Genomic DNA, 24,085 nt, shown 5'->3' on the forward strand with positions numbered 1-24,085 from the left:
TGTGCGCGATCCGAAGGCCCGCATAGCGTGACGGCTGACATGGTGGCGTTCCGAGTTCTCGGCCCGGTCGAGGCGTACTCCGGCGAGGACGAGCTCGACCTGGGCGGGCTGCGTCAGCGTGCGGTCCTGGCCCGCCTGCTCGTGGCACGCGGTCAGGTGGTGCCCGTCGACTCGCTGCTGTACGACCTCTGGGACGACGACGCGGCCAAGGGCGCGCAGTCCGGCCTGCAGGTGTACATCTCCCGGCTGCGGAGGGTGCTGGAGCCCGGCCGCCCGCGGGGCGGGCCCAACCGGCTCCTGGTGACCGTCGCCTCGGGGTACGCGCTGCGCGCCGCCCCCGACCAGGTCGACGCGTTGCGCTTCGAGACGCTGGTCCGCAGCGCCGGTGAGCGGCTGGAGGCCGACGAGCCGGCCCCGGCGCGGGCCCGCCTGGAGAAGGCCCTGGGCCTGTGGCGCGGCACGCCGTACTCCGACTTCGCCGACCAGCCGTGGGCCGAGGCCGAGGTCAACCGGCTCACCGAGCTGCGCCTGGTGGCCCGCGAGCGGCACGCCGACAGCGGCCTGAGGATGGGCCTGCCCGCCGAGTCCGTGCCCGACCTGGAGGCGCTGACCACCGAGCACCCGCTCCGCGAGGAGGGCTGGCGGCTGCTCGCCCTGGGCCTTTACCGGTGCGGGCGCCAGGGCGACGCGCTGGCCGCGCTGCGCAGGGCGCGCACGATCCTCTCCGACGAGCTGGGCATCGACCCCGGCCCCGCGCTGCGCAAGCTGGAGTCCGACATCCTGTCGCAGGACCCGGGCCTGCAGCTCGCCGTGTCACCGCAGGCCAGGCAGCGCCCGCAGGCGGTGTCCGCCGACACCTGGCCGCCCAGGCCGACGATCGCCCAGGTGGAGCTCCCGCCGCTGGAGCCCGAGCCGTTCGTCGGCCGCGACGCCGAGCTGGGCAGGCTCACCACCGCGGCCGCCAGGACCGGCCGCTTCACCGTCGCGATCATCAGCGGGGACGCCGGGGCGGGCAAGACCACCCTGGTCCGCCAGCTCATCAGGCGGCTGTCGCAGGACGGCTGGGGCATCTCCTCGGGCGCCTGCCCCGACAGCAGCGCCACGCCCCCGGGCTGGGCCTGGGTGGAGATCCTGCGCACCCTGGTGAACGCGGCCGGTCCTGGCGAGTACGCCTCGCTGCTGGCCCCGCTCCTGGACGACGCGGCCCCCGAGCCCGACGACGACCAGGCCTCGGGAGGCTTCCGGCTGCACCGGGCGGTGGGCGGCTACCTCGCCGCGGTCGCCAAGGAGACGCCGATCCTGCTGACCCTGGAGGACCTGCACTGGGCCGACGACCAGACGCTGGCGCTGCTGCGCGCGCTGCCCAGCCTGCTGGCCACCAGCCGGGTGCTGCTCGTGGTGACCTGCCGCGACAGCGAGCTGACCGACCAGCAGGCCGACGTGCTGGCCGCGCTGGCCAGGCTCGGCCCGGTCCGGGTCGGCCTGACCGGCCTGGACACCAAGGCGGTGGCCGAGCTGGTGCGGGCCACCTGCGTGCGCGAGGTCGACGAGGACGCGGTGAACAGCATCGTCGAGCGCACCGGCGGCAACCCGTTCTTCGTCCGCGAGACGGTCCGCCTGCTCGACGCCGAGGCGGTCAGCGACCGCGCCACGGCCGCCGAGGTGATCTCCGGTGTGCCCTCGGGCGTCCGCGACGTGCTGCGGCGGCGGATCTCCCGCCTGCCGCAGTCCGCCCAGCAGATCCTGCTGCAGGCCGCGGTGATCGGCCGCGACGTGGACGTGGACGTGCTGGTCGACGTGGCCGGTGACGAGGAGGCCGTGGTCGACGCGGTGGAGGCGGCGCTGCTGGCCGGGCTGGTCACCGAGCCGGGGCCGGGCCTGCTCCGCTTCGACCACGACCTGGTGCGCGACACCCTGTACTCCGACGCCTCCCGGTTGCGCCGCTCCCGGCTGCACGCGGCGGTGGCCGCGGTGATCGAGCGCAGGAACCCCGGGGACGTGGCCGCGCTGGCCCACCACTACGCCTCGGCGGGGACCAGCGAGACCGCCATCAAGACGGTGCACTACGCCGGGCTCGCCGCCGAGCAGGCCGAGCGCCGCTTCGCCCACCGCGAGGCCGCGACCCTGTGGGAGCAGGCCATCGACGCCTTCGACCGGTCGGGCATCACCCACACCCCCGAGAGCACCCGCGACCGCCTGCTGCTCACCCTGCGGCTGATCAAGGCCCTGGCGCTCTGCGGTGACATGGCCGCGGCCCGCAGACGGCGGCGCGAGGCGATGGACGCGGCGCTGCCGCTGGGCAACCTCGAACTCACCGCCCGGGTGGCCGCCTCGCTGGCCGTGCCGCACAAGGGCATGGCCCGCGACTTCACCCGTACCGCCTGGGAGATCGTCGACGTCGCCGAGCAGGCGCTGGTCGAGCTGCCCCCGGGCGAGCAGTCGCTGCGGGCGAGCCTGCTGGCCACGCTCGCCCTGGAGCTGGAGGGCTCGGCCACCCCGCGCGGCGAGCAGGCCTCGCTGGAGGCCGAGGAGCTGGCCCGGCGCTCGGGCGACCCGGCCCTGCTGGCGACCGCGCTGAGCGGGCGGCTGCGCCAGTCGTACGCCATCACCCCGGTGGGCGAGCGCGAGGTCATCGGCAGGGAGCTGCTGGAGGTCGGCAGGGCGAGCGGGCAGGTCTCGGTGCAGGCCCTGGCGCACCTGGTGCTGATGGAGTGCGCGGCCGCCTCGGGCGCGTTCGCCGAGGCCGACGCGCACGTGGCCACCGCCGAGCAGCTGGCCAGGCAGTACGGCCTGTCCGCGCCCGCCGCCGTGGTCGCCTGGTACGCCGGGCAGCGCCTGATGATCGCCGGTGACTTCGCCGGGGCGACGCGCGCCTACCGCGACGCCGCCCGGCTGACCGCCAAGGCCGGGATGCTGGAGGGCCGCCAGGACCTGCCGCTGATCACCACCTTCTGCCTGCACCTGGTCAACGGGCGGGCCGCCGAGATGGTCGAGCCGCTGGCCGAGGCGCACCAGCGCGGGGCCAAGTGGACGCTGGACGCCTACGCGGTGGCGCTCGCCTCGGCCGGTCACCACCGCGACGCCAGGGCCGTCATCGCGGTGAAGACGCCCGTCCGGCCGGACTTCCTCTACGAGCTGGCGATGGTCTGGCGGGCCCTGGCCGGGATGCTGCTGGAGGACCGCGAGCGGATGGTCGAGGCGTACGACACGCTGAAGCCGTTCGCCGACCGGATCGCGGGCGCGGGCACCGGCGTGGTGGCGCTCTGGCCGGTCGCCCTGACCCTGGGCGACCTGGCGCTGCGGCTGGGCTTCACCGACGCGGTCAGGCCGCACTACGAGAACGCCCTCGCGGTGGCCCAGCGGGTCGGCGTGAGCCGCTGGGTGGAGGCGGCACAGCGTTCCCTGGGCGGCTGAGCCGTCCGGCGCCCGGCGCGTTCGCGGCCGGTCAGCAGGTGACGAGGAACCGCTCGCTGCGCAGCGGGCGCTCGTCCTCGACCGAGAGCACGACGCGGTACCAGCCGGGGTTGTCGACGATCCGGGGGCGCCACTCGACGACCTGGTCCTCGCCGGTGAAACCGGCCCCGGCGTTGAGGTAGGTGTGCCAGCGGTGGGTGGCCGCGCTCCACCGCTCCAGGCGCCAGGCGTAGGAGACGACGGCCCGCGGGTCCTCGTTGCCGACGACCGTCCGGGCCAGGTACGGGCTGTCGCAGGGGCCGAGCGCGCCGCCCTCGCCGACGGAGATCCTGCCCGCCACCGTGACCCGCCCGACGGCGGCCGGGTCCTTCGCGGCCGGGGTGTTCGGGGTCTTCGGGGCCGCGTCCGTGCCGGCGTTCGTCCTGGCGGCCCGTGTCCTGGCGGCCGGGTCGTTCACGGCCGGGGTCTTCGCGGACGGGGTCTTCGCGGACGGGGTCGCGTCGGCCGGGGTCGATCGTGAGGCGAGCAGCACCGTGCGTACCGCCCCCCGGTCCGTCACCTCGGCCGAGGCCGACACCGGAGCCTGGGCCGGGACACCGGGCGTGCCCCACACGCCCAGGTAGACACCGGCGAAGGCGAGGGTGGCGACGAGCAGCCTGACGACGCTCGCGACCCCACCGGTCAGTACCGGGACCACACTGCCACGCGGACTCATGACGGACACCTTTCTTCGCTACCTCCAGGTGTACGCCCCCGTCCTTGCCCGGGAGTTGACGTCCGCTTGCAGCGGGTGAACATCCGAGGGCCGCCCACCCTCGCTCAGGGCCGCCCGGGGGCACCGATCCACCGACGCGCCGGCGAATCCCGAGGGCCGCCGGATCGCAGGGCCACCGCCCGCGTCCGCGCACATGACTTTCCAAATGCGCAAGTCATAGATAGAGTTGCCGACATGGAAAACGACTTCCGCCCCGACGGCGGCGAGGGCCCCCTCACCTCGTCCCAGGCACGCGACACCCTGGACCGTCTCGGCCTGGACGGTGCCAGGCTCGCCGAGCGGGTGGTCACGCCATGGTGGTACCACCCCGTCCTCGGTCTGATCGTGGGGGTGCTCACCGGCGCCCAGGCACTGCCGGGGGTGGCGTCCTTCATCGTCATGGCCCTCGGCATCGTCGCGATCCCCCTGCTCATCACCACCTACAACCGGCGCTACGGGATCTCCATCACCCAGCCGGCGGGTCCCCGCGGCAGGCGCCTGTCGCACACGATGCTCGGAGTGCTCGTCCTCGCCATGCTCGCCGCTCTGGTCGTCAAGTTCACCGGTACCGCGCCATGGTGGGGGCTGTTGCCGGCGGCCTTCGCCTTCGGTGTGATCGTCGTGTTCGGCCGACGCTATGACGACGTCCTCCGCGATGAGCTCGCCCATGGCGCCGGCGGGCGCGCATGAGCGCCCCGCCCACCCCCGCGTTCAACGAGGTCATCCACTCACCGGTGCGCCTGCGTATCTGCGGGCTGCTGCGGCGCATGTCGGAACTCGAGTTCGCCCTCATCAGGGACACCCTCGGACTGAACGACGCGAACCTGTCCAAGAACCTCAGGGTGCTCGTCGAGGCCGGCTTCGTCACGGTACGCAAGGAGAGCTCACCTGTCCGAGCGGATGCCCGCCGGCTCACCTGGGTGGCACTCACCGCCGAGGGGAGAAGCGCCCTGGAGGACCACCTGGCCGCGCTCGCCCGGATCGCCGAGGGCAGCCCCGACGTCGCGGGCTGAACAGGAGGAGGACCTCCCCGGCGGGGCCACGAGGCCGATCCTCGCCCACGTGGCCGTGGCGCGTGGCGTGGCGTGGCGGATGATGCGGCGTGATGGAGCCGGGCGTTCGGGGGGCTCCGCCCGGCCGTTCCAGGTAAGCCTGGCCTAATATCGGTACAGGCAGGTGAGACGACCCTGGTGGTGATGTTCGGAGTGCGACCTGTTGTGGCGGGCATCCCCGACCCGACGTCCGCGTCGTTCCTGGGCATGCCCCTGTGGCTCTGGGTGGTCGTCGGCGGCGTGGCCCTGTTCGGCGCGTTCCAGGCGTACTACTGGATCGGCCACGTGCTGGGCTCCCGGCTCTACGCCTCGCGGCTGGGTCTCAGGATCGGCCAGGAGAACATCACCCGGGTCGAGAACGTGGTGCGGAAGTGGGGCGCGCTCGCCGTCTACGCCTGCTTCTGGGTGCCCGGCCTGCGCCACACCCTGCCCTGGGTGGCCGGGGTGCTGCGGATCTCCTACCCGTGGTACGTCGTGGCCAGCGCGCTCGGCTGCCTGACCTGGGTGCCGGTGACGTCCTTCGGCCTGTACTCGGTGATCTGGGGCTGGCTGGGGCTGGCCGCGCGGTCGCCGCTGCTCGCCGCCCTGGCCGCGCTGGCGGTGGTCGCGGTGATCGTCGTCCTCGTCCGGCGGCGCCGGCGCCTGCGGGCCGCCCGTCGCGAGGCCGACGCCGAGGCGGAGCGGATCACCGCCGCCTGATGTGACACCGATACCGATTTTCGATGGTAAATGGCTGACTTTCGAACATGACAGGTCGTCTCTGTCACCATGTCCTCATGCATAACGGGGGAATCCGGCTCATCGCCCATGCCGCGCTGGCCACCGCGACCGTCCTGGCCACGGCCTCTCCGGCCGGCGCCCTGACCCCGGCGACCGGGACGTCCGCCCCGGCCCGTCCGGCTCTGGCGCATCCCGCGGCAGGGGGCCGGGGCGCACCCGCGCCGATCACCGCTCCGGCGGCGCTCGCGGCGTTCTCGGCGCCCGCCGCCTCCGCCCCGGCCGCCGCCGGGGAGCGGCGCGGCGAGGCGCCGGCCGTTCCCGGACGGGCCGCGTACCTGTTCGACCCCGTCGCGGGAACGGTCCATCTGAGCAGGCAGGCCGCGAAACGGATGCCGGTGGCCAGCCTGACGAAGATCATGACGACGTACGTCATGCTCAGGACGGCGCGGCTGGACGACGTCGTCACGATCCGGGCCGAGGACGTGCGGTACGCGGCGGTGAACGGCGCGACGCACGCCTCGCTGCGCGCCGGGGAGCGGCTGACCGTCAGGGACCTGCTGTACGCGGTGATGCTCCCCTCTGGAGCGGACGCCTCCCACGCGCTGGCCCGCGTCTACGGGCCGGGGACCAGGAGGTTCGTGGCGAGGATGAACGCCACGGCCCGCTCCATGGGACTGGCCGACACCGTCTACACCAACCCCGACGGCCTTCCGAAGCCGGCTCCCGGCCACTCCACCGCGCTGGACCAGGCGAAGCTCGCCGACATCGCGCTGCGCGACCCGGTGATGCGGACGATCGCCTCCACCGGCAGGCACGTGGTGTCCAGGACGAAGGTGCACCGGGCGCACACCTGGATCAACTCCAACAAGCTGCTCGGCAGGACGCCCGGGGTCATCGGGCTCAAGACCGGTTACACGCGGGCCGCCGGGTACTGCCTGTCGTTCGCCGCCGACGCCGACGGACGCCGGCTCGTCGGCGTCATCCTCGGCGAGACCAACGGCGACCGACGCTTCAGGAGCGCGGAGCGGCTGCTGGAGTGGGCGGGCGAACCGGCACCGCCGCAGCCGTGGGAGTCCGACGCGAAGTGACCGGCCGACCGTCCCGGCCGGCCCTTCGCTCCGGGACGGTCAGCCGTGGTCCGGGGACGTCCGCGCGGCCCGCATCAGTCCGTGGCAGGCGATGGCGGCGGCGGCCACCACGTTGAGGGAGTCGACGCCCAGCCCCATCGCGTCCGGGCTCATCGGGATGCAGACCGCCTCGTCGGCCTCGCGCAGCCAGCGGGAGGAGAGCCCGTCCCCCTCGGAGCCGAGCAGCAGCGCCACCCGGTCGGCCATGGCGACCCGGTCCAGGGGCACGGCGGACTGGTCGGGGGTGAGCGCCAGTGTCCGGAAGCCCGCCTCGCGCAGCTCGGCCAGGCCCGCGTACCAGTCGGTCATCCGGGCGTACGGGATCGCGAAGACCGCGCCCATGGAGACCTTCACCGAGCGCCGGTAGAGGGGGTCGGCGCAGCGGGGGGACAGGACCACCGCCTGCACGCCCAGCGCGGCGGCGCAGCGGAAGATGGCGCCGACGTTGCCGTGGTCGACGAGGTCCTCCAGGACCAGGATGCGGCGGGGCGGCACCGGGACGCCTCCCGGGGCGGCCCGGCCGGACAGCACGTCCCGCACCTCGGGCATGGGGAGCCGTTCCATCGCGGCCAGTGCCCCCCGGTGGACCTGGAAACCGGCGACGCCCTCCATGGTGGCGTCGTCGACGACGTGCACCCGGTCGCCGAGGGGGGCCAGCAGGTCCGCCAGGGGCTCGGCCCAGCGCGGGGTGAGCAGCACGGATCGCACCGGGTGACCCGCCGCGACCGCGCGGCGGATGACCTTCTCCCCCTCGGCGATGAAGAGGCCGTGCTCGGCCTCCAGGCTCTTGCGCAGCTCGACGTCGCGCAGGCCGGCGTAGTCGGCCAGGTGACCGGCCGGATCGGCGGGCCGTCCGGACGGATCGGCGGATCGGCCGGCCGGACGGGCGACCCGGTCGGAGGGCCGGTCGGCGGTGCGGTCGGAGGGCCGGTCGGCCGGATCGGCGGCGGGCCGGGGGCGGGTGGGCTCAGGCACCCTCGAATACTGCCATGGCGCGCCTGAGCTGCCATATCAGCGCGTACACGAGCAGCATGGCCGAGCAGCCGACGACCACTCCCGCGCCCACCCGCGTCATGAGCTCGGCCTTGGTCCCGGAGGGGAAGGCGGTCGTCCAGGCGACCGCGCCCAGCACGATCGACACGGCGGTGGCCACCAGGACGGCCGCGCGCTCCCCCGCGGGCAGGACCAGCCGTTCGGGCACCGGCCTCGGCTCCATGGCGGTCAGCCCGCGCCAGGCCCACCAGACCACCACCGCCAGGCCGACCACGGTGGAGGTGTACTGCAGCAGGCGGAAGACGGAGATCACGTCCCCGACCCGGCCGTCCAGCCAGCTCCAGCCCCACAGCGCCGCGCTGTAGGAGTGGGTGAAGGAGTCCCAGACCTTGTGGGTGAGGGCTCCCACGACGCCTCCGGCGACCACGGCGGGCAGCCTGCGCCACCCGTACATGCCGGGTGTCAGCGCGGCGGCGCGGCCGGCCAGTGCGGGGGGCAGCAGCGCGGTCAGCGGGTCGCGGAGCAGCAGGTGGAAGACGGCGAGCAGCACGACCACGGCGAACGGGTCGATGGTCACGACACCCTTGAGGGAGTGCCAGATCATGTAGTCCGGCAGGAACGGGAAGAAGATCGGCAGGTCGGGCACCATGGCCCCCAGCGCGAGGGCCCAGGGGTCGAGCAGGCGGCGGGCCCGTTCCGAGGAGATCAGCGGCAGCACCGCGGCGACGTGACTGGGCGTGAACGGCACGGACTTCCCCCCGACGGTTCTGCTGGCGGCCTCCGATCCCCTGGCGCGGCGGCCTGACGAGGATACGGCGCCGCCGCGGCGGGAACCCCGCCTCCCGGCGTCACCCCGTCGCGCGACGTATACATTACCCATCGTCACCGAACGTCACCCAGCGCCACCGATCGGATTCCCGGTCGGGCACCCGGAGGCCGCCTTGACCGAGCAGACCGCGCCGGCGCCGCCCGGCGCCGAGTGGCTGCGCGACGCCCGCAGGGCCCGCGCCCTGTCCCTGGCCACCCTGGTGTGGCTGGGCGCCGAGAGCGTGCTCGGCATCGCCGCGGGGCTGGGCGCGCACTCGGTCGCCCTGATCGGCTGGGGCGCGACGGCCCTGGTGGAGGCGGCGGCCAGCCTGATCGTGGTCTGGCGCTTCACCGGTACGAGGACCTCCTCCGCGCACGCCGAGGAGCGGGCCCGCAAGGCCGTCGCGGTCAGCTTCTGGCTGCTGGCGCCGTACCTGGTGCTGCACGTGGCGCACGACCTGGACGCGGGCCACCGCGCCGTGCCGAGCACGCTGGGGATCGTGGTGACGGCGGCCAGCGTGGTCGGCATGCCGCTGCTGGGCACGGCCAAGCGGCGGCTGGGCGCCCGGCTGGGGTCGGCGGCGACGGCGGGCGAGGGCACCCAGAACCTGATGTGCGCCGCGCTCGCGGCGGGGGTGCTCGCCGGGCTCGCGCTGAACGCCGCCGGATGGTGGTGGATCGATCCCGCCATGGCGGTGCTGCTGGCGGCGGTGGCGGCGCGGGAGGGGGCCCGGGCGTGGCGCGGGGACCCATGTTGCCACTGAGCTGGGGCTGGACGATCGGGACGCACGGTGCCCGGATCGGCACACGTGGTGATAGCACCAGCAAAATGCGTGTTTTGCCACAGTAACCGTTCCAAGTACAGTTCCGTGAATATTGCGGAGAACCTCCCGGTAGGGTGGCGCGCTCCGGCTCCATGACATCGACAGCTAAGAGGGCATCGTGGGCGGACGTCACCGGACGGATGAGCTCGAGGACGGCTACACCCCCTACAACGAGCCCCAGCAACGACGCCGTCGCACCGGGCGCGGCGGGGTCCTGGTCCCGCTGGCCGGTTCCGTCGCCCTGGCGGTACTGCTCGGCGTGGCCGCGTTCGTGATCATCAACCGCGACCGCGGGTGCGCGGGCGACGCCCTGCCGCTGCGGGTCACCGCGGCCCCGGACATCCAGCCCGCCGTCTCCCGGATCGCCGAGCGGTTCACCCGGGCGGCCCACGAGATCGACGGCCGGTGCGCCACGGTCACGGTGACCAAGGGCCTCCCCTCGGCCGTGGCCTCGGCGCTGGGCGGGGCCGGTGGCAAGGCCCCCGCGATGGACCTGTGGATCCCGGACTCGGGGCTGTGGGTGACGAACCTGCGGGCGAGGAACCCCGACGTGCCCGAGGCGAGTGCGTCCGTGGCCCGCTCCCCCATCGTCATGGTGGCCTCGGGGTCGGTGGTGCCCGTCCTGCGCAAGAGCTTCGGCAAGGCGAGCTGGGGCGGCATGATCGACGCCGCCAACGTGGCCAACGTGGACGGCCCCGGCCGCAAGGTCCGGGTGCTGGTGCCGGACCCCTCGCTCAACGCGGCCGGGCTCGGCGCGCTGCTGGCCGCCGCCGGGGTCGCCACGGCCTCGGGAGTGGGCGAGGAGCAGCTCGTCGGCGCGCTCAAGAACCTGTCGGGCTCGACCTCGACGGTCCGCGACCAGGGCGCGCTGCTGTCCAGCCTGGGAGTCAAGGGCAGCAAGGCCCCCCTGGGCATCGCCTCGGAACAGAGCGTGTGGACGTTCAACAGGACCAGGAAGCCCGAGGTCCCGGCGGTGCCGCTGTACCCGGCCGAGGGGACCGTCGACCTGGACTACCCGGTGGTGATCACCACCGGGGACGCCACGGTCCGCAAGGCGGCCGAGGCGTTCCGGAAGGAGCTGGGCGGCGAGCAGGCCCGTAGGACCTTCCAGGAGCTGGGTTTCCGTACCCCCGACGGCAAGGGGGCCAAGGCCGTCACCGGCTCCGGGGGCTTCCAGGCCGCGGCCCCGAAGGCGATCGCGGTGCCCGACGCCAGGACCGTCGCGAGGATGTCCCAGACCTGGTCGCGGATCAAGCTCGGCACCAGGCTCCTGACCCTGCTGGACGTCTCGGGGACCATGGCCCTGCCGGTGCCCGGCACCGGCCTGACCCGGATGCAGGCGATCACGAGGATCGCCGTCGAGGGCATGAGGCTCTTCCCGGTCAAGAGCGAGCTGGGCCTGTGGGAGTTCTCCACCCACCTGGACGGCAGGGGGGTGGACTACCGCAAGACGGTCCCGGTCGGCCCGCTCACCGAGGAGCTGGACGGGGGCCTGCGCAGGGACGTGATCAACCAGAGGCTGGTGTCCACCCGGGCCCGCTCGACCGGCGACACCGGGCTCAACGACACCCTGGCCGCCGCCTACGAGCAGATGACGAAGGAGTACCAGAGCGACAAGATCAACACGGTGCTGATCCTCACCGACGGGGCCGGCAACGACGACCCGGACGGCGGGATCGGCAACCAGCAGATCCTGAAGCGGCTGAAGGAGCAGTTCGACCCGGAGAAGCCGGTCAGCGTGCTGATCATCGCCTTCGGGCCGGACGCCCCCAAGGGCAAGCGCCAGATGGACGCCCTGGCCAAGGCGACCGCCGGTGACGCGTACATCGCCAAGGACATCCTGGAGGTCAGGAAGTTCTTCCTGGAGGGCATGAAGCGGCGGCTCTGCTCGCCCAACTGCTGACCCTCGCGCACCACGATCATCCGGTACGACAACCGTCACATCTGTCCCTTTCGTAGGCAGTTTTACCAGGTCATACCGGGTGGGCATACATTCCGCCCATCCGGTCAACCGGTTGCGGGGAGGTGGCGTCCTACGCGTGTGGGGCCTGGACCGGGCAGGGGTGATGCCCGGGAACGAGCCCGTCCCGCGGGGAGGAATGTCCGTGCCCGGATGGCCGACCGTCGGCCGAACCGACGATCAGAATCTCGTTGAGGCGCTGCGGCGTGCCGACACAACGGCGCCCGCGAGCCTCTACGACTCCTACTCCGAACGTCTCGGTGACTACGCCCACTCGCTGCTGGGCGACCGTGAGGCCGCCGCGGAGGCCGTGCACGACGCGCTGGTGACGGCCCAGGGCAGGGTGGACCGCCTGCGCGAGCCCGGCCGCCTGCGCGCCTGGCTGTACGCGCTCGTCCGGGTCCGGTGCGCGGCCGGCGCGCGGGGACCGCGGACGACGACGGTCCCGCCCGACGTGCACGACGACCCGAACGAGAGGGAGCTGGCCGCGCTGGTGCACGAGGCGATGGCCGAGCTGAGCGTGCAGGAGCGCGAGGTGCTGGAGCTCTCGCTCCGGCACGACCTCGGCACCGGCGAGGTCGGCGCGGTGCTCGGGCTGAGCTCGCGGCAGGTCGCGGCGCGGCTCGGCCGGGCCAGGGACCACCTGGAGAACGCCGCCGCCGCCGTGGTGCTCGCCAAGGTCGGCCGGGCGCACTGCCCGGACCTGTCGGCGATGGTGGACTGCTGGGAGGGGCCGCTCACCACGATGCTGCGCAGGCGGCTCTCGGCCCACATCGGCCGCTGCGAGGTCTGCGTGGAGCGCAGGGACCGGCACGTCTCGGCGGGGCGGCTGCTGGACCTGGTGCCGCTCGCCTACCCGCCGCTCTCGCTGCGCCGCCGGGTGATCGAGACCTGCGTGGACCCGCGGCTGCGCGAGGCGCGCGCCGCCGTCCTCGCCGAGAACGGCCACTTCGACCGGGCCGGTTTCCCGGTGGCCGCTCCCCGGCGGTCCGGGGGCCGCCGCTGGACGGGGCGCAGGGAAAGCACGGACGTCCCCGGCTCCACGGGTTCCCGGGGTTCTCGCGGCTCCCGTGGCTCCCACGGCTCCCGTGGCCCGGACGACGGGCGGGCCCGCGACGAGGGAGCCCACCGGCCGGGCGCGGCCACGCCCGCCTCGGGTATCCCGGGCTCGGGCACCCCGGCCACGGGCACACCCGCCACCGGCACCCCGGCCGTGGGCGCCCTGGTCACGGAAGGGCGCTTCCGGCACGCAGCCCCGGCCGAGCAGGACGCGCGACCGTGGCCCGTGGAGCCGAGCGGGCGGGCCTGGCCCGCCGAGCAGGCCGAGAGCGTCCGGCCCGCGGAGCCGGCCGGGCGGGCCCGGCCCGCCGGTCAGGGCCAGGACCCGGGCCCGGGCCCGGACCCGGGCCCGGACCTCGAGGCATGGCCCTCGGAGCAGAGCATCGGGGCCTGGCTCGCGGAAGGGGACGGTGTCACACCGGCCACGGAGATCTGGCACGCCTCCGCCGGTACCGGACAGGGCCGGGCCGGCGGGACGTACGAGCCGGGCGACGCCTGGGAGGACACCCCCGCCGGAGGCACCGCGGCCCGTCGTACGCCGGGTTCGGGAAGTCCGGCGGGTTCGGCGGGCGCGGCGGTCTCGTCGGGCGAGGGCCGGCACGCAGGGACGCAGGCCCAGCGGCGCAGGCGCAGGCCACGGCGCGGTCCCCTGCTGCTGGCCGCGGTCTGCCTGCTGGCGGCCACCGGAGCGGTGGTCGTGGTGGGCGGGCAGGAGCTGACCGGCGGGGCTCCGGAGAACCCACAGGCCGCGCCGTCGACGCGACCCGCCCTGATCACGACGGAGCCCGGGCCGGAGCCGACGCCCGAGCCGTCACCGGAGACCACCGGGGAGGATCCGCAGGAGTCGCAGGAGCCGGACGAGGCCGGGCCGACCCCCACCGAGGGCCCGGACACCGCCGCGCCCGCCCCCTCGGCCACGCGGACGGCACCGGCGCGCAGGAGCACGGCCGCGCGCCCCCGTCCCACCCGCGCCGCCCCCCGGCGTCCCGTGACCGGACGGCTGGTCGTCTCCTGCCCGTCCGACATCGGCCAGGGTGCCGGGCAGATCCGGCTCGCGGCCCGCGGCGCCGCGCTCTCCTGGTCGGCCACCACCTCCGGCGGCCTGAGCGTGCAGCCGTCACGGGGACGGCTGGGGGCGGGGTCCTCGGGCGTGATTTGGGTCACCGCCTCCGACCCCTCGGAGAGCGGGTCCGGCCGGGTGGCGTTCAGGTCCGCCGGGGGCAACACGGCCTGCTCCATCTCGTGGGAAAGCCCTGCTCCAGAGGCCTCGGACCCTCCCGAGGACCCCGGCCCCGAGCCGACGCCGACCGCCTCGGCGGGTACGGAGTCCGAGGTGGAGACGGACTGATCCCTTCCCCTCGTTTTACCCAACGCCGAGACTTCTTCCAGGGATCCGGTAAACCATGGGCTGGTGCCGAGCGTCGGCATTGACGTCCATGCGAAGTGATTGGTCACATGAGGACGCGATCAGTCACTTCATCACCAACCTGGAGTTCGGAAGATGTCGATCAACCGCAGGGTGCTCACGTGGGCACTCGTCCTGGCATGCGTCACGGGAGCCGTGATCGCCTTAGCGGGCATCGACACGCCTTTACGCCTGGTTCTCACCCCCCTGTTCCTGTTGGTGGTTCCGGGCGCCGCGGTGGTGGGACTGTTGCGTGATCGTGACCCTCTTGAGGCACTATCAGTGGGGGCAGCCGCGAGCCTGGTGGTCAACGTTCTCCTGGCCGCTGCCATGCTTACCTTTGACGCATGGTCACCCCGTGCCGGAGTGGCGACGATCGCGGTGCTCGGCGGCTTCATCTACGTACTACGCGTGTTGTATCGGGGGAGCGGGAGCTTGCAGACCGAACAGGGGGTCAGGTGACGGTGAACATCGTCGTCGTTCGCCCGGGAGACCTCGGAGCGTCGGAGATCTCCCGGTGGCGCGAGCTGCAGGTCGCCGACCCCTCCCTGGACAACCCCTTCCTCTCCGTCGAGTTCGCCCTGGCCATGGGGCGCCTGCGCGACTACGTCCGCGTCGCGGTCGTCCAGGACGGCGGCAAGATCGTGGGGTTCTTCCCCTACGAGCGCCACAGTTTCGGGATCGGCAAGCCGCTGGGCGGTTTCCTCACCACCTGCCACGGGCTGATCTCCGTGCCCGGGCTGCAGCTGGACGTCCGGACCCTGCTGCGCGCCTGCAAGCTCTCCGTCTTCGACTTCGACCACCTGGTGCCCGGCCAGCCGACGTTCGCCCCGTACGAGTCCGACGTGCGGCCCGCGCCGGTGATGGACCTCAGCGTGGGGTTCGAGACCTACATCGAGCGGGTCAGGGCCAACTCGCCGAAGAACCTCAAGACCGTCCGCTACAAGGAGCGCAAGCTCGGCCGCGAGCAGGGCGAGATCCGGTTCGAGTGGTACTCGACCGACGCGGGCACGCTCCGCACGCTCACCAACTGGAAGTCCGACCAGTACCGCAGGACCGGACGGGTCGACCGGTTCGCCCAGCCGTGGATCGTCCAGCTTCTCGACGAGATGCACGCCGAGAGGTCGGAGAGCTTCGCGGGCGTCCTGACCATGGTCTACGCCGGGGACAGGCCCGTGGCCGGGCACTTCGGGCTGCGGACGGCCACCACCCTGGTGGGCTGGTTCCCCGCCTACGACACCGAGTTCGCCAAGTACTCGCCCGGTATCGTCCACCACCTGCACATGGCCGAGCACGCCGCCGCCTCCGGGCTCCGGCAGGTCGACATGGGCAAGGGCGGACGGGAGTACAAGAGCTGGCTGAAGAGCGGCGACCTGTTCGTCGCGGAGGGCCGCGTCTCGCGCCCCTCCCCCGCCGCCGCGGTCCACTGGCTGGGCCGTACCCCGGTCAACAAGGCACGAACGATCGTCACCGATCGCCCGCAGTTGTACAGACTTGCCGACCGCGTGCTGAAGGGTTTCGGCCGCATGCGCACCCCCTCGCAGAACCAATCCGGTACGCCGGTCGTCAAGGAACCATGGGGAGTGGGTTAAGCCGCTCCCGTCACGTCCCACCACCCGCCAGGACCCTCGCATGCATCCCTCACCGCATTCGCCATTCCCCCCGGTCGTCCCGATCGGTCATGGCCACGGGTCCGTCCGCCAGTCATCTCTGACGACCGACCGCGAAGGACACTCGTCATCATGAGTCCCGAGATCACCAAGCACTACAACGGCAAGCCACCGCTCAGGGCGGTGCCTCCCATCGAACGGTTCACCCCCATCACCCCGCACATGGCGATCTCCCCCACCGTCAGCGTCGTCGTACCGGCCATGAACGAGGCGGAGAACCTTCCGCACGTGTTCGCGACGCTGCCGCAGTGGATCGACGAGATCGTCCTGGTGGACGGCAACTCCAAGGACGACACCGTCGCCGTGGCCAGGAAGCTGCGTCCCAACGTCCGCGTGGTCCACCAGACCGGCAAGGGCAAGGGGGACGCGCTCTCGGCCGGTTTCGCCGCCTGCACCGGCGACATCATCGTGATGATCGACGCCGACGGCTCCACCGACGGCCGGGAGATCATCCAGTTCGTGGGCGCGCTGGTCACCGGCGCCGACTTCGTCAAGGGCTCGCGGTACGCGGCCGGGGGCGGCAGCGACGACCTGACCTTCACCCGCACGTTCGGCAACAAGGCGCTGACCGCGCTGGTCAACAAGATGTACGGCACCAGCTACAGTGACCTGTGCTATGGCTACAACGCGTTCTGGGCCCGTCACCTGGACGTCCTCAACCTCGACTGTGACGGCTTCGAGATCGAGACCCTGATGAACATCCGGGCCTTCAAGGCCGGCCTCAAGGTGCACGAGGTCCCCAGCCACGAGCGCTGCCGCATCCACGGCGAGAGCAACCTGCACGCCGTCCGCGACGGCATCCGGGTGCTCAAGACCATCATCCGTGAGTGGCGGAGCACCCCGGCCCCGGTCGTGCACGAGCCGGCCGCCGCCGCCCGGGCCGCCGACCAGGGCGCTGCGTAGCCATGAGAAGCAGTGTCGTCATCTGCGTCTACACCGAGGATCGCTGGGAGGACATCCGGCAGGCCGTCGAGTCGGTCGAGAACCAGACCCGAAGGCCGCACGAGATCATCCTGGTCGTCGACTACAACCCGGAGCTCCATCTTCGGCTGAAGAAGGAGTACCCCGGCGCGATCGTGGTGGAGAACGCTCAGGAGAAGGGCCTGTCCGGTGGCAAGAACACCGGCGCGCAGATCGCCTCCGGCGACATCGTGGCCTACCTGGACGACGACGCCATAGCGGAACCCGGCTGGCTGGAAGCGCTGGAGGAGGGCTTCCAGGACCCGACCATCGTGGGGGTGGGCGGGCTGACCAGGCCGCTGTGGGGCACCGGGCACCGGCCCGGCTGGTATCCGTACGAGTTCGACTGGACCGTGGGCTGCAGCTACCGGGGCATGCCCACGGAGCGGGCGCGGATCCGCAACGTGATGGGCGGGAACGCGGCCTTCCGCAGGGAGCCGATCGGCGCGGTCGGCGGCTTCCACACCGGTATCGGGCGCAGCGTGCAGGGGCGCAAGCCCCGCCCGCTGGGCTGTGAGGAGACCGAGTTCTGCATCCGGCTCTCGCAGCGGATGCCGGGCTCGGGCATGCTGTTCGAGCCCGCCGCGGTGATCGGCCACAAGGTGCCCGCCGCTCGGGCCACGTTCCGCTACTTCCGCTCGCGCTGCTACGCCGAGGGCCTGTCCAAGGCGCTGGTCACGCAGAGCGTGGGGGCGGGAGACGGGCTGGCGAGCGAGCGGGCGCACGCGCTGAAGGCGCTGCCGCTGGGCGCGCTGCGCGGTGTCGGCGAGGCCCTCCGGGGCGACGTGTCCGGCCTGGGCAGGGCCGGCGCGATCGTCGTCGGTCTCGCCTGGACCACCTGGGGTTACGTTGTCGGGTCCCTTCGGCTGAAGAAGAAGCGAGGGCGTGCATGATCCGTGTACCGATCCTGATGTACCACTCGATCTCCGACCGGCCCAACGCCGAGACGAAGCCGCTGTCGGTACGGCCCTCGGTCTTCGCCGACCAGCTGGCCTACCTCAAGGAGAAGCGGTTCACCCCGCTGACCGTGGCCGACCTGGTCGCCTCGCTGCACAAGAACAACGGCCGCGCCCTGCCGGAGCGGCCGGTCGTGGTGACCTTCGACGATGGGTACGCCGACTTCCACAGCGAGGCGCTGCCCCTGCTCGAACGGTACGACTTCCCCGCCACGGTCTTCCTGACCAGCGGGTGGGTCCGTGACGCGGGCAAGGACGCGGCGGGCAGGCCGCTGGACACCATGCTGTCCTGGAGCCAGGCCCGCGAGGCCGCCTCCTGCGGGGTGGAGATCGGCGGGCACAGCCACAGCCACCCCCAGCTCGACCAGCTGCCCGAGGACGAGCTCCGCCAGGAGCTGCGGCGCAACAAGGCCCTGCTGGAGGACAAGATCGGTTCTCTGGTCTCGACGATGGCCTACCCGTACGGCTACTCCAACGTGCGGGTGCGGCGTGAGGTCAGGCGGGCCGGGTACTGGGCCGCCTGCGCGGTGAGCAACGCCATCGCCGCCGACCGGCACGACGTGCTCGCGCTGCCACGCCTGACCGTGGCCGAGGGCACGTCGATGCGGATGTTCAGCCGCGCGGTCGAGGGCAACCAGGTCCCCCTGATCTACATGCGGGAACGGGTCCTGACGAAGGGGTACGCCGTCGTCAGGCGTACCCGGTACGGCCTGCGCCGGGTACGCGGCCAGGTGTGAGACCGGTCGTCCCGGGGACGCGTGATCTCCGGGACGGTCGGCGGAACCGGTGTCCGCCCGGGGGTGTCCCGGGACGGTCGCCGCCGATGTCGGCACCCTCTCCGCGGGGTGCGGACGGCGGGACGGGTGCCGTCGGGTGGGAATCCTGGTCGTGGTTTTGCCGTTCAAGGATCTACGCAAAACACCCAAACATGACGAAACTTCTCGCTTGTTCGTCGCACCTCGGTCCGCGTAGCCGCCATGATGTTAGACGTGAGGCAACGGGCAGGTAATGACGTGACGACGCCGAAGGCGGCGGAGGCCGCCGAGACCGGGAGGACCGGTCTCACCCCTCCCGCGCCTTCCGACGGAACGCCTGCCGTGGCCGGCGGCGAGCCCGGCGGCGCGACACCCCCCGAGGACCGCGACGGCGTTCCCGGGGCTCCCGGGGCTCCCGATGTCGTCGCCGACGGCACTCCCGGCAGCGTTCCCGAGGGTGGTCCCGACGGTGGTCCCGGTGGCGGCACCGATCGTGGTCACGAGGACGGGCCCGAGGACGACGCGGAGACCGGCACGGAGACCGGCACGGAGACCGGCACGGAGACCCGTGACGGGCGTGACGAGGAGAGGCCCGGGACGCCGGACGACGAGATCACCGGTGAGCCCCCCGGCCGGATCTTCGCCGCCCCCGTCGCGGACGCCCCCGAGGACGACCACCGGGACACCGCCCACGACGACGCCCGGGACGGGACCCGGAACGAATCGCAGGACGAGAACCGGGACGAATCCCAGGTTGGGAACCGGGGCGAGATCCAGGACGACCTCGGGGACGAGGCCCACGACGAGAACCGGGGCGACAGGGCTCGGGACGGTCTTCAGGACGACCCCGAGGACGAACCCGACTACGACCCCGACGTCACCGCCGTCATCCGGCTCCCCCTGCGCCCCCTCCCCCCGCCCCGGACCGACGATGCCCCCGGAGCGGGCGTCCCCGAAGACGACACCCCCGGCCATGTCGCAGACGGTGCCACGGACGACGCCACGGACGACGCCCTGGAGAAGGACGCCCCCGCGGGCGCCGCACCCGCGGACGAGGACGCCTCCTGGAACGACGAGGACGACGAGGACGACGAGGACGACGAGGACGACGAGGACGACAGGGACGGCGAGGACGACGAGGACGACAGGGACGGCGAGAACGCCAGGGACGGCGAGAACGCCAGGGACGCCAGGGACGGCGAGAACGCCGACGCCGAGGACACGAGCGACACCACCGCGGAGATCCGCCTCCCCTCGGCCCCGCCCCGTCCGGGCCCGGCCGGACGCCTCGCACCCCGGGCCCCGGACGCGAAGCCCGGCTCCACGGACGAGGACACCGGCTTCCCGGACGAGGACGACGCCCTCCCGGGTGAGGACACCGATCCCCCGGACGAGGACGACGACCCCTCGGACAAGGACCCGAGGTCCCCGGCCCCCTCGGCGTCGCCCTGGAAGGCGTCGCCCTGGGAGAGCGAGGAGGAGCCGGAGACCTCCGGGCTCCCGGAGACCGTCCCCGCCGTACGCCCCCCGGCGGTCGCGTACGCACCGGCCGGTCACCCGGCGGCCGGTCACGCGCAGGACCGGAGCGCGGCGACGCCCGCCGGCGCCGCAGCCCCTGCCCCCGCGGCCGCCCCCTCCCGGATGGCGTCCCTGGTGCGCACGGCCATGGTGTGGCTGCCGCCCCTCCTGACCGTCGAGGGCCTGATCATGTACGTGCTGGCCCTGCGCGTGCCGCCGGGTCCGCTCTGGGGCGTCGACCTGAACAAGATCGACGGTGTGGGCCTGATCTCGGCCATGCCGCCGACCGCGTTCGCGGCGATCCTGCTGATGCTCGTGGCGTTCTTCGTCACGATCGCGCAGAACACCGACCGGAAGTTCCTGCTGCTCTTCCAGATCGCGGCGATCACCTTCGCCCTGCACGGGGGCGCGGCCCTGATCGAGGACGAGGCCAGGTTCCACACGGCCTACGTGCACGCCGGGTTCGTCGAGTACATCAACCGCACGGGCGAGGCGTCGGCCATCCTCGACGCCCGCCTGGCCTGGCCTGGGTTCTTCGCGCTGGTGGGGTTCGTCACCAAGGCCGCCGGGGTCACCGACCTGACGACGATCATGCGGTGGACCCCGCTGCTGTCGAACCTGCTCTACCTGCTGCCGTTCGTGCTTATCCTGCGCCAGGTGGTCGCCACCACCAGGGCCCGCTGGTTCGCCGCGCTGCTGTTCGTCATCGTCCAGTGGATCGGCCAGGACTACTTCTCCTCCCAGGGCTTCACGTACGCGATCTACCTGGCCTTCGTGGCGATCGTGCTGCGCTGGTTCGGCAAGGTCGAGCCGCGGACCAGGCCGATGCCGGTCAAGGGGCCCGTCCGGCGGCTGCTGGCCCGGCTGGACGGCCTGACGCCCGGGGAGCTGCCCCACTCGACCGGCGTCTACGACCGGACGATCATGCTGATCGTGCTGATCGGCCTGTTCGCCACGGCGACCGCCTCGCACCAGATCACGCCGTTCATGATGCTCGGCGCGCTGACCGGCCTGATCCTGCTCCGGCGCTCCTCGTTGAGCTGGGGGTTCCCGTTCTTCCTGGGCCTGATGGTGCTGGCCTGGATCAGCTACCAGACGGTCACCTTCTGGAGCGGCCACATCGACCAGCTCTTCGGCGGTCTGGGCCGGATCCTGGAGAACCTGCAGCGCAACACCGGCGACCGGATCGACGGCAGCGACCCCAAGCACGCGCTCGTCCTGATGGCCCGCCTCGGCATCTGCGGCGTGATCCTGACCCTGGCCGCGGCCGGCCTGTTCCGGCGGCTGCGGCGCGGCGTGGGCGACCGCGCGGCGTTGCTGCTGCTGTGCATCCCGGTGCTGGCCCTGGGCCTGCAGAACTACGGCGGCGAGATCGGCCTGCGGATCTACCTGTTCGCGCTTCCCGGCGCCTGCATCCTGGCCGCGTACGCCTTCTTCCCGAACCTCCCGGCGGGCACCGAGGACGCGCCGGAGGAGACGGTGCCGATCCGCAAGCGCAACATCCGGTTCAACCCGGAGCTGACGCGCCGGATCTCGCTGCTGCTGGCCGCGGGGTGCGCGATGGCGCTGGCCATGGTCTTCCTGGTGGCGCGCTACGGCAACGAGCAGTTCGAGCGGGTCTCGGCCAGCGAGGTCGCGGCGATGCACTACGTCTACGAGCACGACGAGCCCAGCGCCCGCGTCCTGTACCTGGTCCCGCTGCTCGGCGAGGAGGTCACGCCGAGCATCCCGTGGGGCGAGCGCGACTTCGACAGGATCGCCTACGAGCAGGTGCTGGTGGACAAGAATCCGGCCGAGCTCACCTCGGTGATCGCCAAACTTCGCGCGTCGCCGCCGAACACCTACCTGGTGGCCACCCGCGGCCAGGCCGGTTACCTGCAGCTCAACCACGGCTTCCCGACGGACTGGGCACCGCGCTTCCGTGCCGCGCTGGACGCCAGCAAGGAGCTCAAGCGGGTCTTCAACGGCGAGGACGCGGCCGTGTACACGCTGCGGTCCTTCCCCAAGGGCACCACGATCCCCGAGCGCGCGGCGCCGGTCGGCGGCAACGACCCGACCTCGCCGTTGACGCCGGTCGGCCTGGCCGCGCTGGGGGTGACGTGGATCGCGCTCTTCGTCTACGAGGTGTTCCTGCTGCGCGGCCGCGGACGGTCGAACAGGACCCGCAGGCGCATCCTGTTCGTCGCGATACCCGCGTTCGTGCTGGCGGTGGGCGTGATCGCCGAACGCTTCGTGGTCATCGGCTACCAACTCCAATAAAGGACAAGGTCCTCCGGCGTACGGCCGTCCCGGGCCATACTGGGCACCGTTTCGCAGGGAGGACTCGCGTCCCGGAACGCACGAAGGACGAATCGGATGCTCGCAGGGGAACCCCGTGGCGGCGGGGCGGGGGCCCCGGCACGGGTCTCGGGACGCCGGATCGAGGCGGTCGACGCGCTCCGCGGCTTCGCGCTGTTCGGCATCGTGGTGGTCAACATGACCTACCTGGCCTCGGGGTACCGGATGGCGGGGCTGGCCGCGCCGATGTTCTCCACCCCGCTGGACTGGGGGACGCGCTGGTTCGTCTCGGTGCTCTTCGAGAACAAGTTCTATCTGCTCTTCGCGTTCCTGTTCGGCTACAGCTTCACCCTCCAGGTCGACTCGGCGGCCCGGGCCGGGACGCCGTTCGTACCCCGGTTCCTGCGCCGCCTGGGCGGGCTCCTGCTGCTCGGCGTCGCCCACGGCGTCCTGCTGTTCCCCGGTGACATCCTGGCCACGTACGCGCTGGTGGGGCTGGTCCTGCTGGTGGTGCGGCGGATCACCCCGCGCGCCGCGGTGATCGCGGCGGTGGCGCTGACGGTCGCGCTCGCCGCGGGCGTGCTGCTGCTGGCCGGGCTGGCGATGCTGGGCGCGGACGCCTCCGGGGCGGTCTCCGGGAACGCCACCGAGGCGGCCCTGTCCGACCGCGCACTGCACGGCTCCGCATCCATGATCATCGATGAGCACCTGCACCGGCTCGCCAAGATCCTGCTGCTGCGGGTCTTCCTCCAGGGGCCCACGGTGCTCGCCGCCTGCCTGGTCGGGATGGCCCTGGGCAAGCTGAGGCTGCTCTCCGACCTGTCGGGGTACACGACCGCGCTGCGACGGCTGCAGTGGGCGGGGTTCACCGCAGGGCTCGCCGGGGCCCTGGTCTACGCGCACTCCACCTGGTCGGGCGGGGGGCAGGCGTACCACATGGTCGGGCAGTCGGTGAACCTGGTCACCGCGCCGCTGCTGGCCGCCGCCTACGCCGCCACCCTGCTGCGGCTGCTCCCGCACAGGCCGCGCCTGAACGGTCTGCTCGCGCCCCCGGGCAGGCTGGCGCTGACGAACTACCTGGGGCAGTCGCTGGTCGGCTCACTGATCTTCACCGGGTACGGGTTGAGCCTGGTGGACCGGCTCGGCCCGTTACCGGCGGTGTCGATCGGCGTCGCGGTCTTCGCCGTCCAGGCCGCATGGAGCCGGTGGTGGCTGCGACGGCACCGGTACGGGCCGATGGAGTGGTTGCTGCGCTGGTTCACCAACTGGCGCCGGCCCGGCCGCCCACCGGTCTCCCCCGCCCTCGGATCGTCCTCCGCACCGGACGACGGCCGGGGAACCGGGTGAGGGCTCAGGCGGGGCCGAGCAGGTCCCAGCGGTTCCCGGCGATGTCGGTGAAGACCGCGATCCGGCCGTAGGGCTCGGTGCGCGGCACGGTCACGAACTCGACCCCGGCCGCCGTCATCCGCGCGTGGGCCGCGTCGAAGTCGTCCACCCGCAGGCAGAAGCCCACCCGGCCGGCGATCTGGTTCCCGACGACGGCGGCCTGGTGCGCACCGTCCGCACGGGCCAGCAGGATGCCGGTCTCCCCGCCGGGCGGGCGCACGACGACCCAGCGCTTCGGGCGGCCGTCGTTCGTCAGCGAGGGCGAGTCGTCGACGAGGTCGAACCCCAGGGCCTCGACGAAGAACGCGATGGCCGGGTCGTAGTCGTCCACGACGATCGTGACCAGGTCGACTCTCATCCTGGTGATCGTAGTGTCCCCCGGCGGCCGGGCGGCCGTACCCGCGGGGCCGGGCGGCGTCCCGGGAGAACCGGACGGCCGTACCCGCGA

Annotated in this window: 19 protein-coding genes; 15 read left to right on the forward strand and 4 right to left on the reverse strand. The window is 72.7% G+C overall.

Features of this window, described 5'->3' with window-relative positions; genetic code table 11:
• The first annotated feature begins 27 nt into the window (after nt 1-27).
• Nucleotides 28-3,414: a BTAD domain-containing putative transcriptional regulator gene (locus ACIBCT_RS05215; RefSeq protein ID WP_399186129.1), complete on the forward strand. Its 3,387-nt coding sequence runs from the start codon at nt 28-30 to the stop codon at nt 3,412-3,414.
• A 31-nt stretch (nt 3,415-3,445) separates the two neighbouring features.
• Here the strand turns inward: ACIBCT_RS05215 and ACIBCT_RS05220 are convergent, their stop codons facing one another.
• Entirely contained in the window at nt 3,446-4,129 is a 684-nt protein-coding gene (locus ACIBCT_RS05220; RefSeq protein WP_399186130.1) for a hypothetical protein, read from the reverse strand.
• Nucleotides 4,130-4,363: 234 nt separating this feature from the next.
• Between ACIBCT_RS05220 and ACIBCT_RS05225 the strand changes: the two genes are divergently transcribed.
• The 4 genes from ACIBCT_RS05225 (at nt 4,364) to ACIBCT_RS05240 (ending at nt 7,028) form a co-directional block, all read left to right on the forward strand.
• Complete coding sequence (locus tag ACIBCT_RS05225) at nt 4,364-4,858, forward strand: hypothetical protein (RefSeq protein ID WP_399186131.1); 495 nt, start codon at nt 4,364-4,366, stop codon at nt 4,856-4,858.
• Complete coding sequence (locus ACIBCT_RS05230; RefSeq protein ID WP_399186132.1) at nt 4,855-5,181, forward strand: transcriptional regulator; 327 nt, start codon at nt 4,855-4,857, stop codon at nt 5,179-5,181. The genes ACIBCT_RS05225 and ACIBCT_RS05230 overlap by 4 nt, the downstream gene beginning before the upstream one ends.
• Before the next feature lie 192 nt (nt 5,182-5,373).
• A complete protein-coding gene (locus tag ACIBCT_RS05235) occupies nt 5,374-5,919 on the forward strand; it encodes a DedA family protein (RefSeq protein WP_399186133.1) in 546 nt (181 codons plus the stop codon).
• A 77-nt stretch (nt 5,920-5,996) separates the two neighbouring features.
• A complete protein-coding gene (locus ACIBCT_RS05240) occupies nt 5,997-7,028 on the forward strand; it encodes a D-alanyl-D-alanine carboxypeptidase family protein (protein WP_399186134.1) in 1,032 nt (343 codons plus the stop codon).
• 39 nt (nt 7,029-7,067) lie between these two features.
• On the opposite strand, the gene ACIBCT_RS05245 is transcribed toward ACIBCT_RS05240, so the two are convergent.
• Nucleotides 7,068-7,895: a TrmH family RNA methyltransferase gene (locus tag ACIBCT_RS05245; RefSeq protein ID WP_399186659.1), complete on the reverse strand. Its 828-nt coding sequence runs from the start codon at nt 7,893-7,895 to the stop codon at nt 7,068-7,070.
• Nucleotides 7,896-8,034: 139 nt separating this feature from the next.
• On the reverse strand, nt 8,035-8,808 hold the full coding sequence (locus tag ACIBCT_RS05250) for a DUF4184 family protein (RefSeq protein WP_399186135.1): 774 nt from the start codon (nt 8,806-8,808) through the stop codon (nt 8,035-8,037).
• 193 nt (nt 8,809-9,001) lie between these two features.
• Between ACIBCT_RS05250 and ACIBCT_RS05255 the strand changes: the two genes are divergently transcribed.
• The 10 genes from ACIBCT_RS05255 to ACIBCT_RS05300 all read left to right on the forward strand — a co-directional run bounded on the left by ACIBCT_RS05255 (nt 9,002) and on the right by ACIBCT_RS05300 (nt 23,598).
• Complete coding sequence (locus ACIBCT_RS05255) at nt 9,002-9,631, forward strand: hypothetical protein (protein WP_399186136.1); 630 nt, start codon at nt 9,002-9,004, stop codon at nt 9,629-9,631.
• Nucleotides 9,632-9,809: 178 nt separating this feature from the next.
• Entirely contained in the window at nt 9,810-11,594 is a 1,785-nt protein-coding gene (locus tag ACIBCT_RS05260) for a substrate-binding and VWA domain-containing protein (RefSeq protein WP_399186137.1), read from the forward strand.
• 202 nt (nt 11,595-11,796) lie between these two features.
• A complete protein-coding gene (locus tag ACIBCT_RS05265) occupies nt 11,797-14,058 on the forward strand; it encodes a sigma-70 family RNA polymerase sigma factor (RefSeq protein ID WP_399186138.1) in 2,262 nt (753 codons plus the stop codon).
• Nucleotides 14,059-14,211: 153 nt separating this feature from the next.
• On the forward strand, nt 14,212-14,577 hold the full coding sequence (locus tag ACIBCT_RS05270) for a hypothetical protein (protein ID WP_399186139.1): 366 nt from the start codon (nt 14,212-14,214) through the stop codon (nt 14,575-14,577).
• Complete coding sequence (locus ACIBCT_RS05275) at nt 14,574-15,707, forward strand: GNAT family N-acetyltransferase (protein ID WP_399186140.1); 1,134 nt, start codon at nt 14,574-14,576, stop codon at nt 15,705-15,707. The genes ACIBCT_RS05270 and ACIBCT_RS05275 overlap by 4 nt, the downstream gene beginning before the upstream one ends.
• 150 nt (nt 15,708-15,857) lie before the next feature.
• Nucleotides 15,858-16,688, forward strand: a complete 831-nt coding sequence (locus tag ACIBCT_RS05280; protein WP_399186141.1) for a glycosyltransferase family 2 protein — start codon at nt 15,858-15,860, stop codon at nt 16,686-16,688.
• Nucleotides 16,689-16,690: 2 nt separating this feature from the next.
• Nucleotides 16,691-17,638: a glycosyltransferase family 2 protein gene (locus tag ACIBCT_RS05285; protein ID WP_399186142.1), complete on the forward strand. Its 948-nt coding sequence runs from the start codon at nt 16,691-16,693 to the stop codon at nt 17,636-17,638.
• Nucleotides 17,635-18,438, forward strand: a complete 804-nt coding sequence (locus ACIBCT_RS05290; protein WP_399186143.1) for a polysaccharide deacetylase family protein — start codon at nt 17,635-17,637, stop codon at nt 18,436-18,438. Before ACIBCT_RS05285 ends, ACIBCT_RS05290 begins: the two co-directional genes overlap by 4 nt.
• 276 nt (nt 18,439-18,714) lie before the next feature.
• The gene (locus ACIBCT_RS05295; RefSeq protein WP_399186144.1) at nt 18,715-22,233 is read left to right on the forward strand and encodes a hypothetical protein; all 3,519 of its coding nucleotides are present in this window, start codon (nt 18,715-18,717) and stop codon (nt 22,231-22,233) included.
• A gap of 96 nt (nt 22,234-22,329) precedes the next feature.
• Nucleotides 22,330-23,598: a DUF418 domain-containing protein gene (locus ACIBCT_RS05300; RefSeq protein WP_399186145.1), complete on the forward strand. Its 1,269-nt coding sequence runs from the start codon at nt 22,330-22,332 to the stop codon at nt 23,596-23,598.
• Nucleotides 23,599-23,602: 4 nt separating this feature from the next.
• On the opposite strand, the gene ACIBCT_RS05305 is transcribed toward ACIBCT_RS05300, so the two are convergent.
• A complete protein-coding gene (locus ACIBCT_RS05305) occupies nt 23,603-23,995 on the reverse strand; it encodes a VOC family protein (protein WP_399186146.1) in 393 nt (130 codons plus the stop codon).
• Between the last annotated feature and the right edge of the window lie 90 nt (nt 23,996-24,085).

Origin of the sequence: Streptosporangium sp. NPDC050855, from assembly GCF_044456585.1 — a bacterium.
GTDB classification, from domain to species: domain Bacteria; phylum Actinomycetota; class Actinomycetes; order Streptosporangiales; family Streptosporangiaceae; genus Streptosporangium; species Streptosporangium longisporum.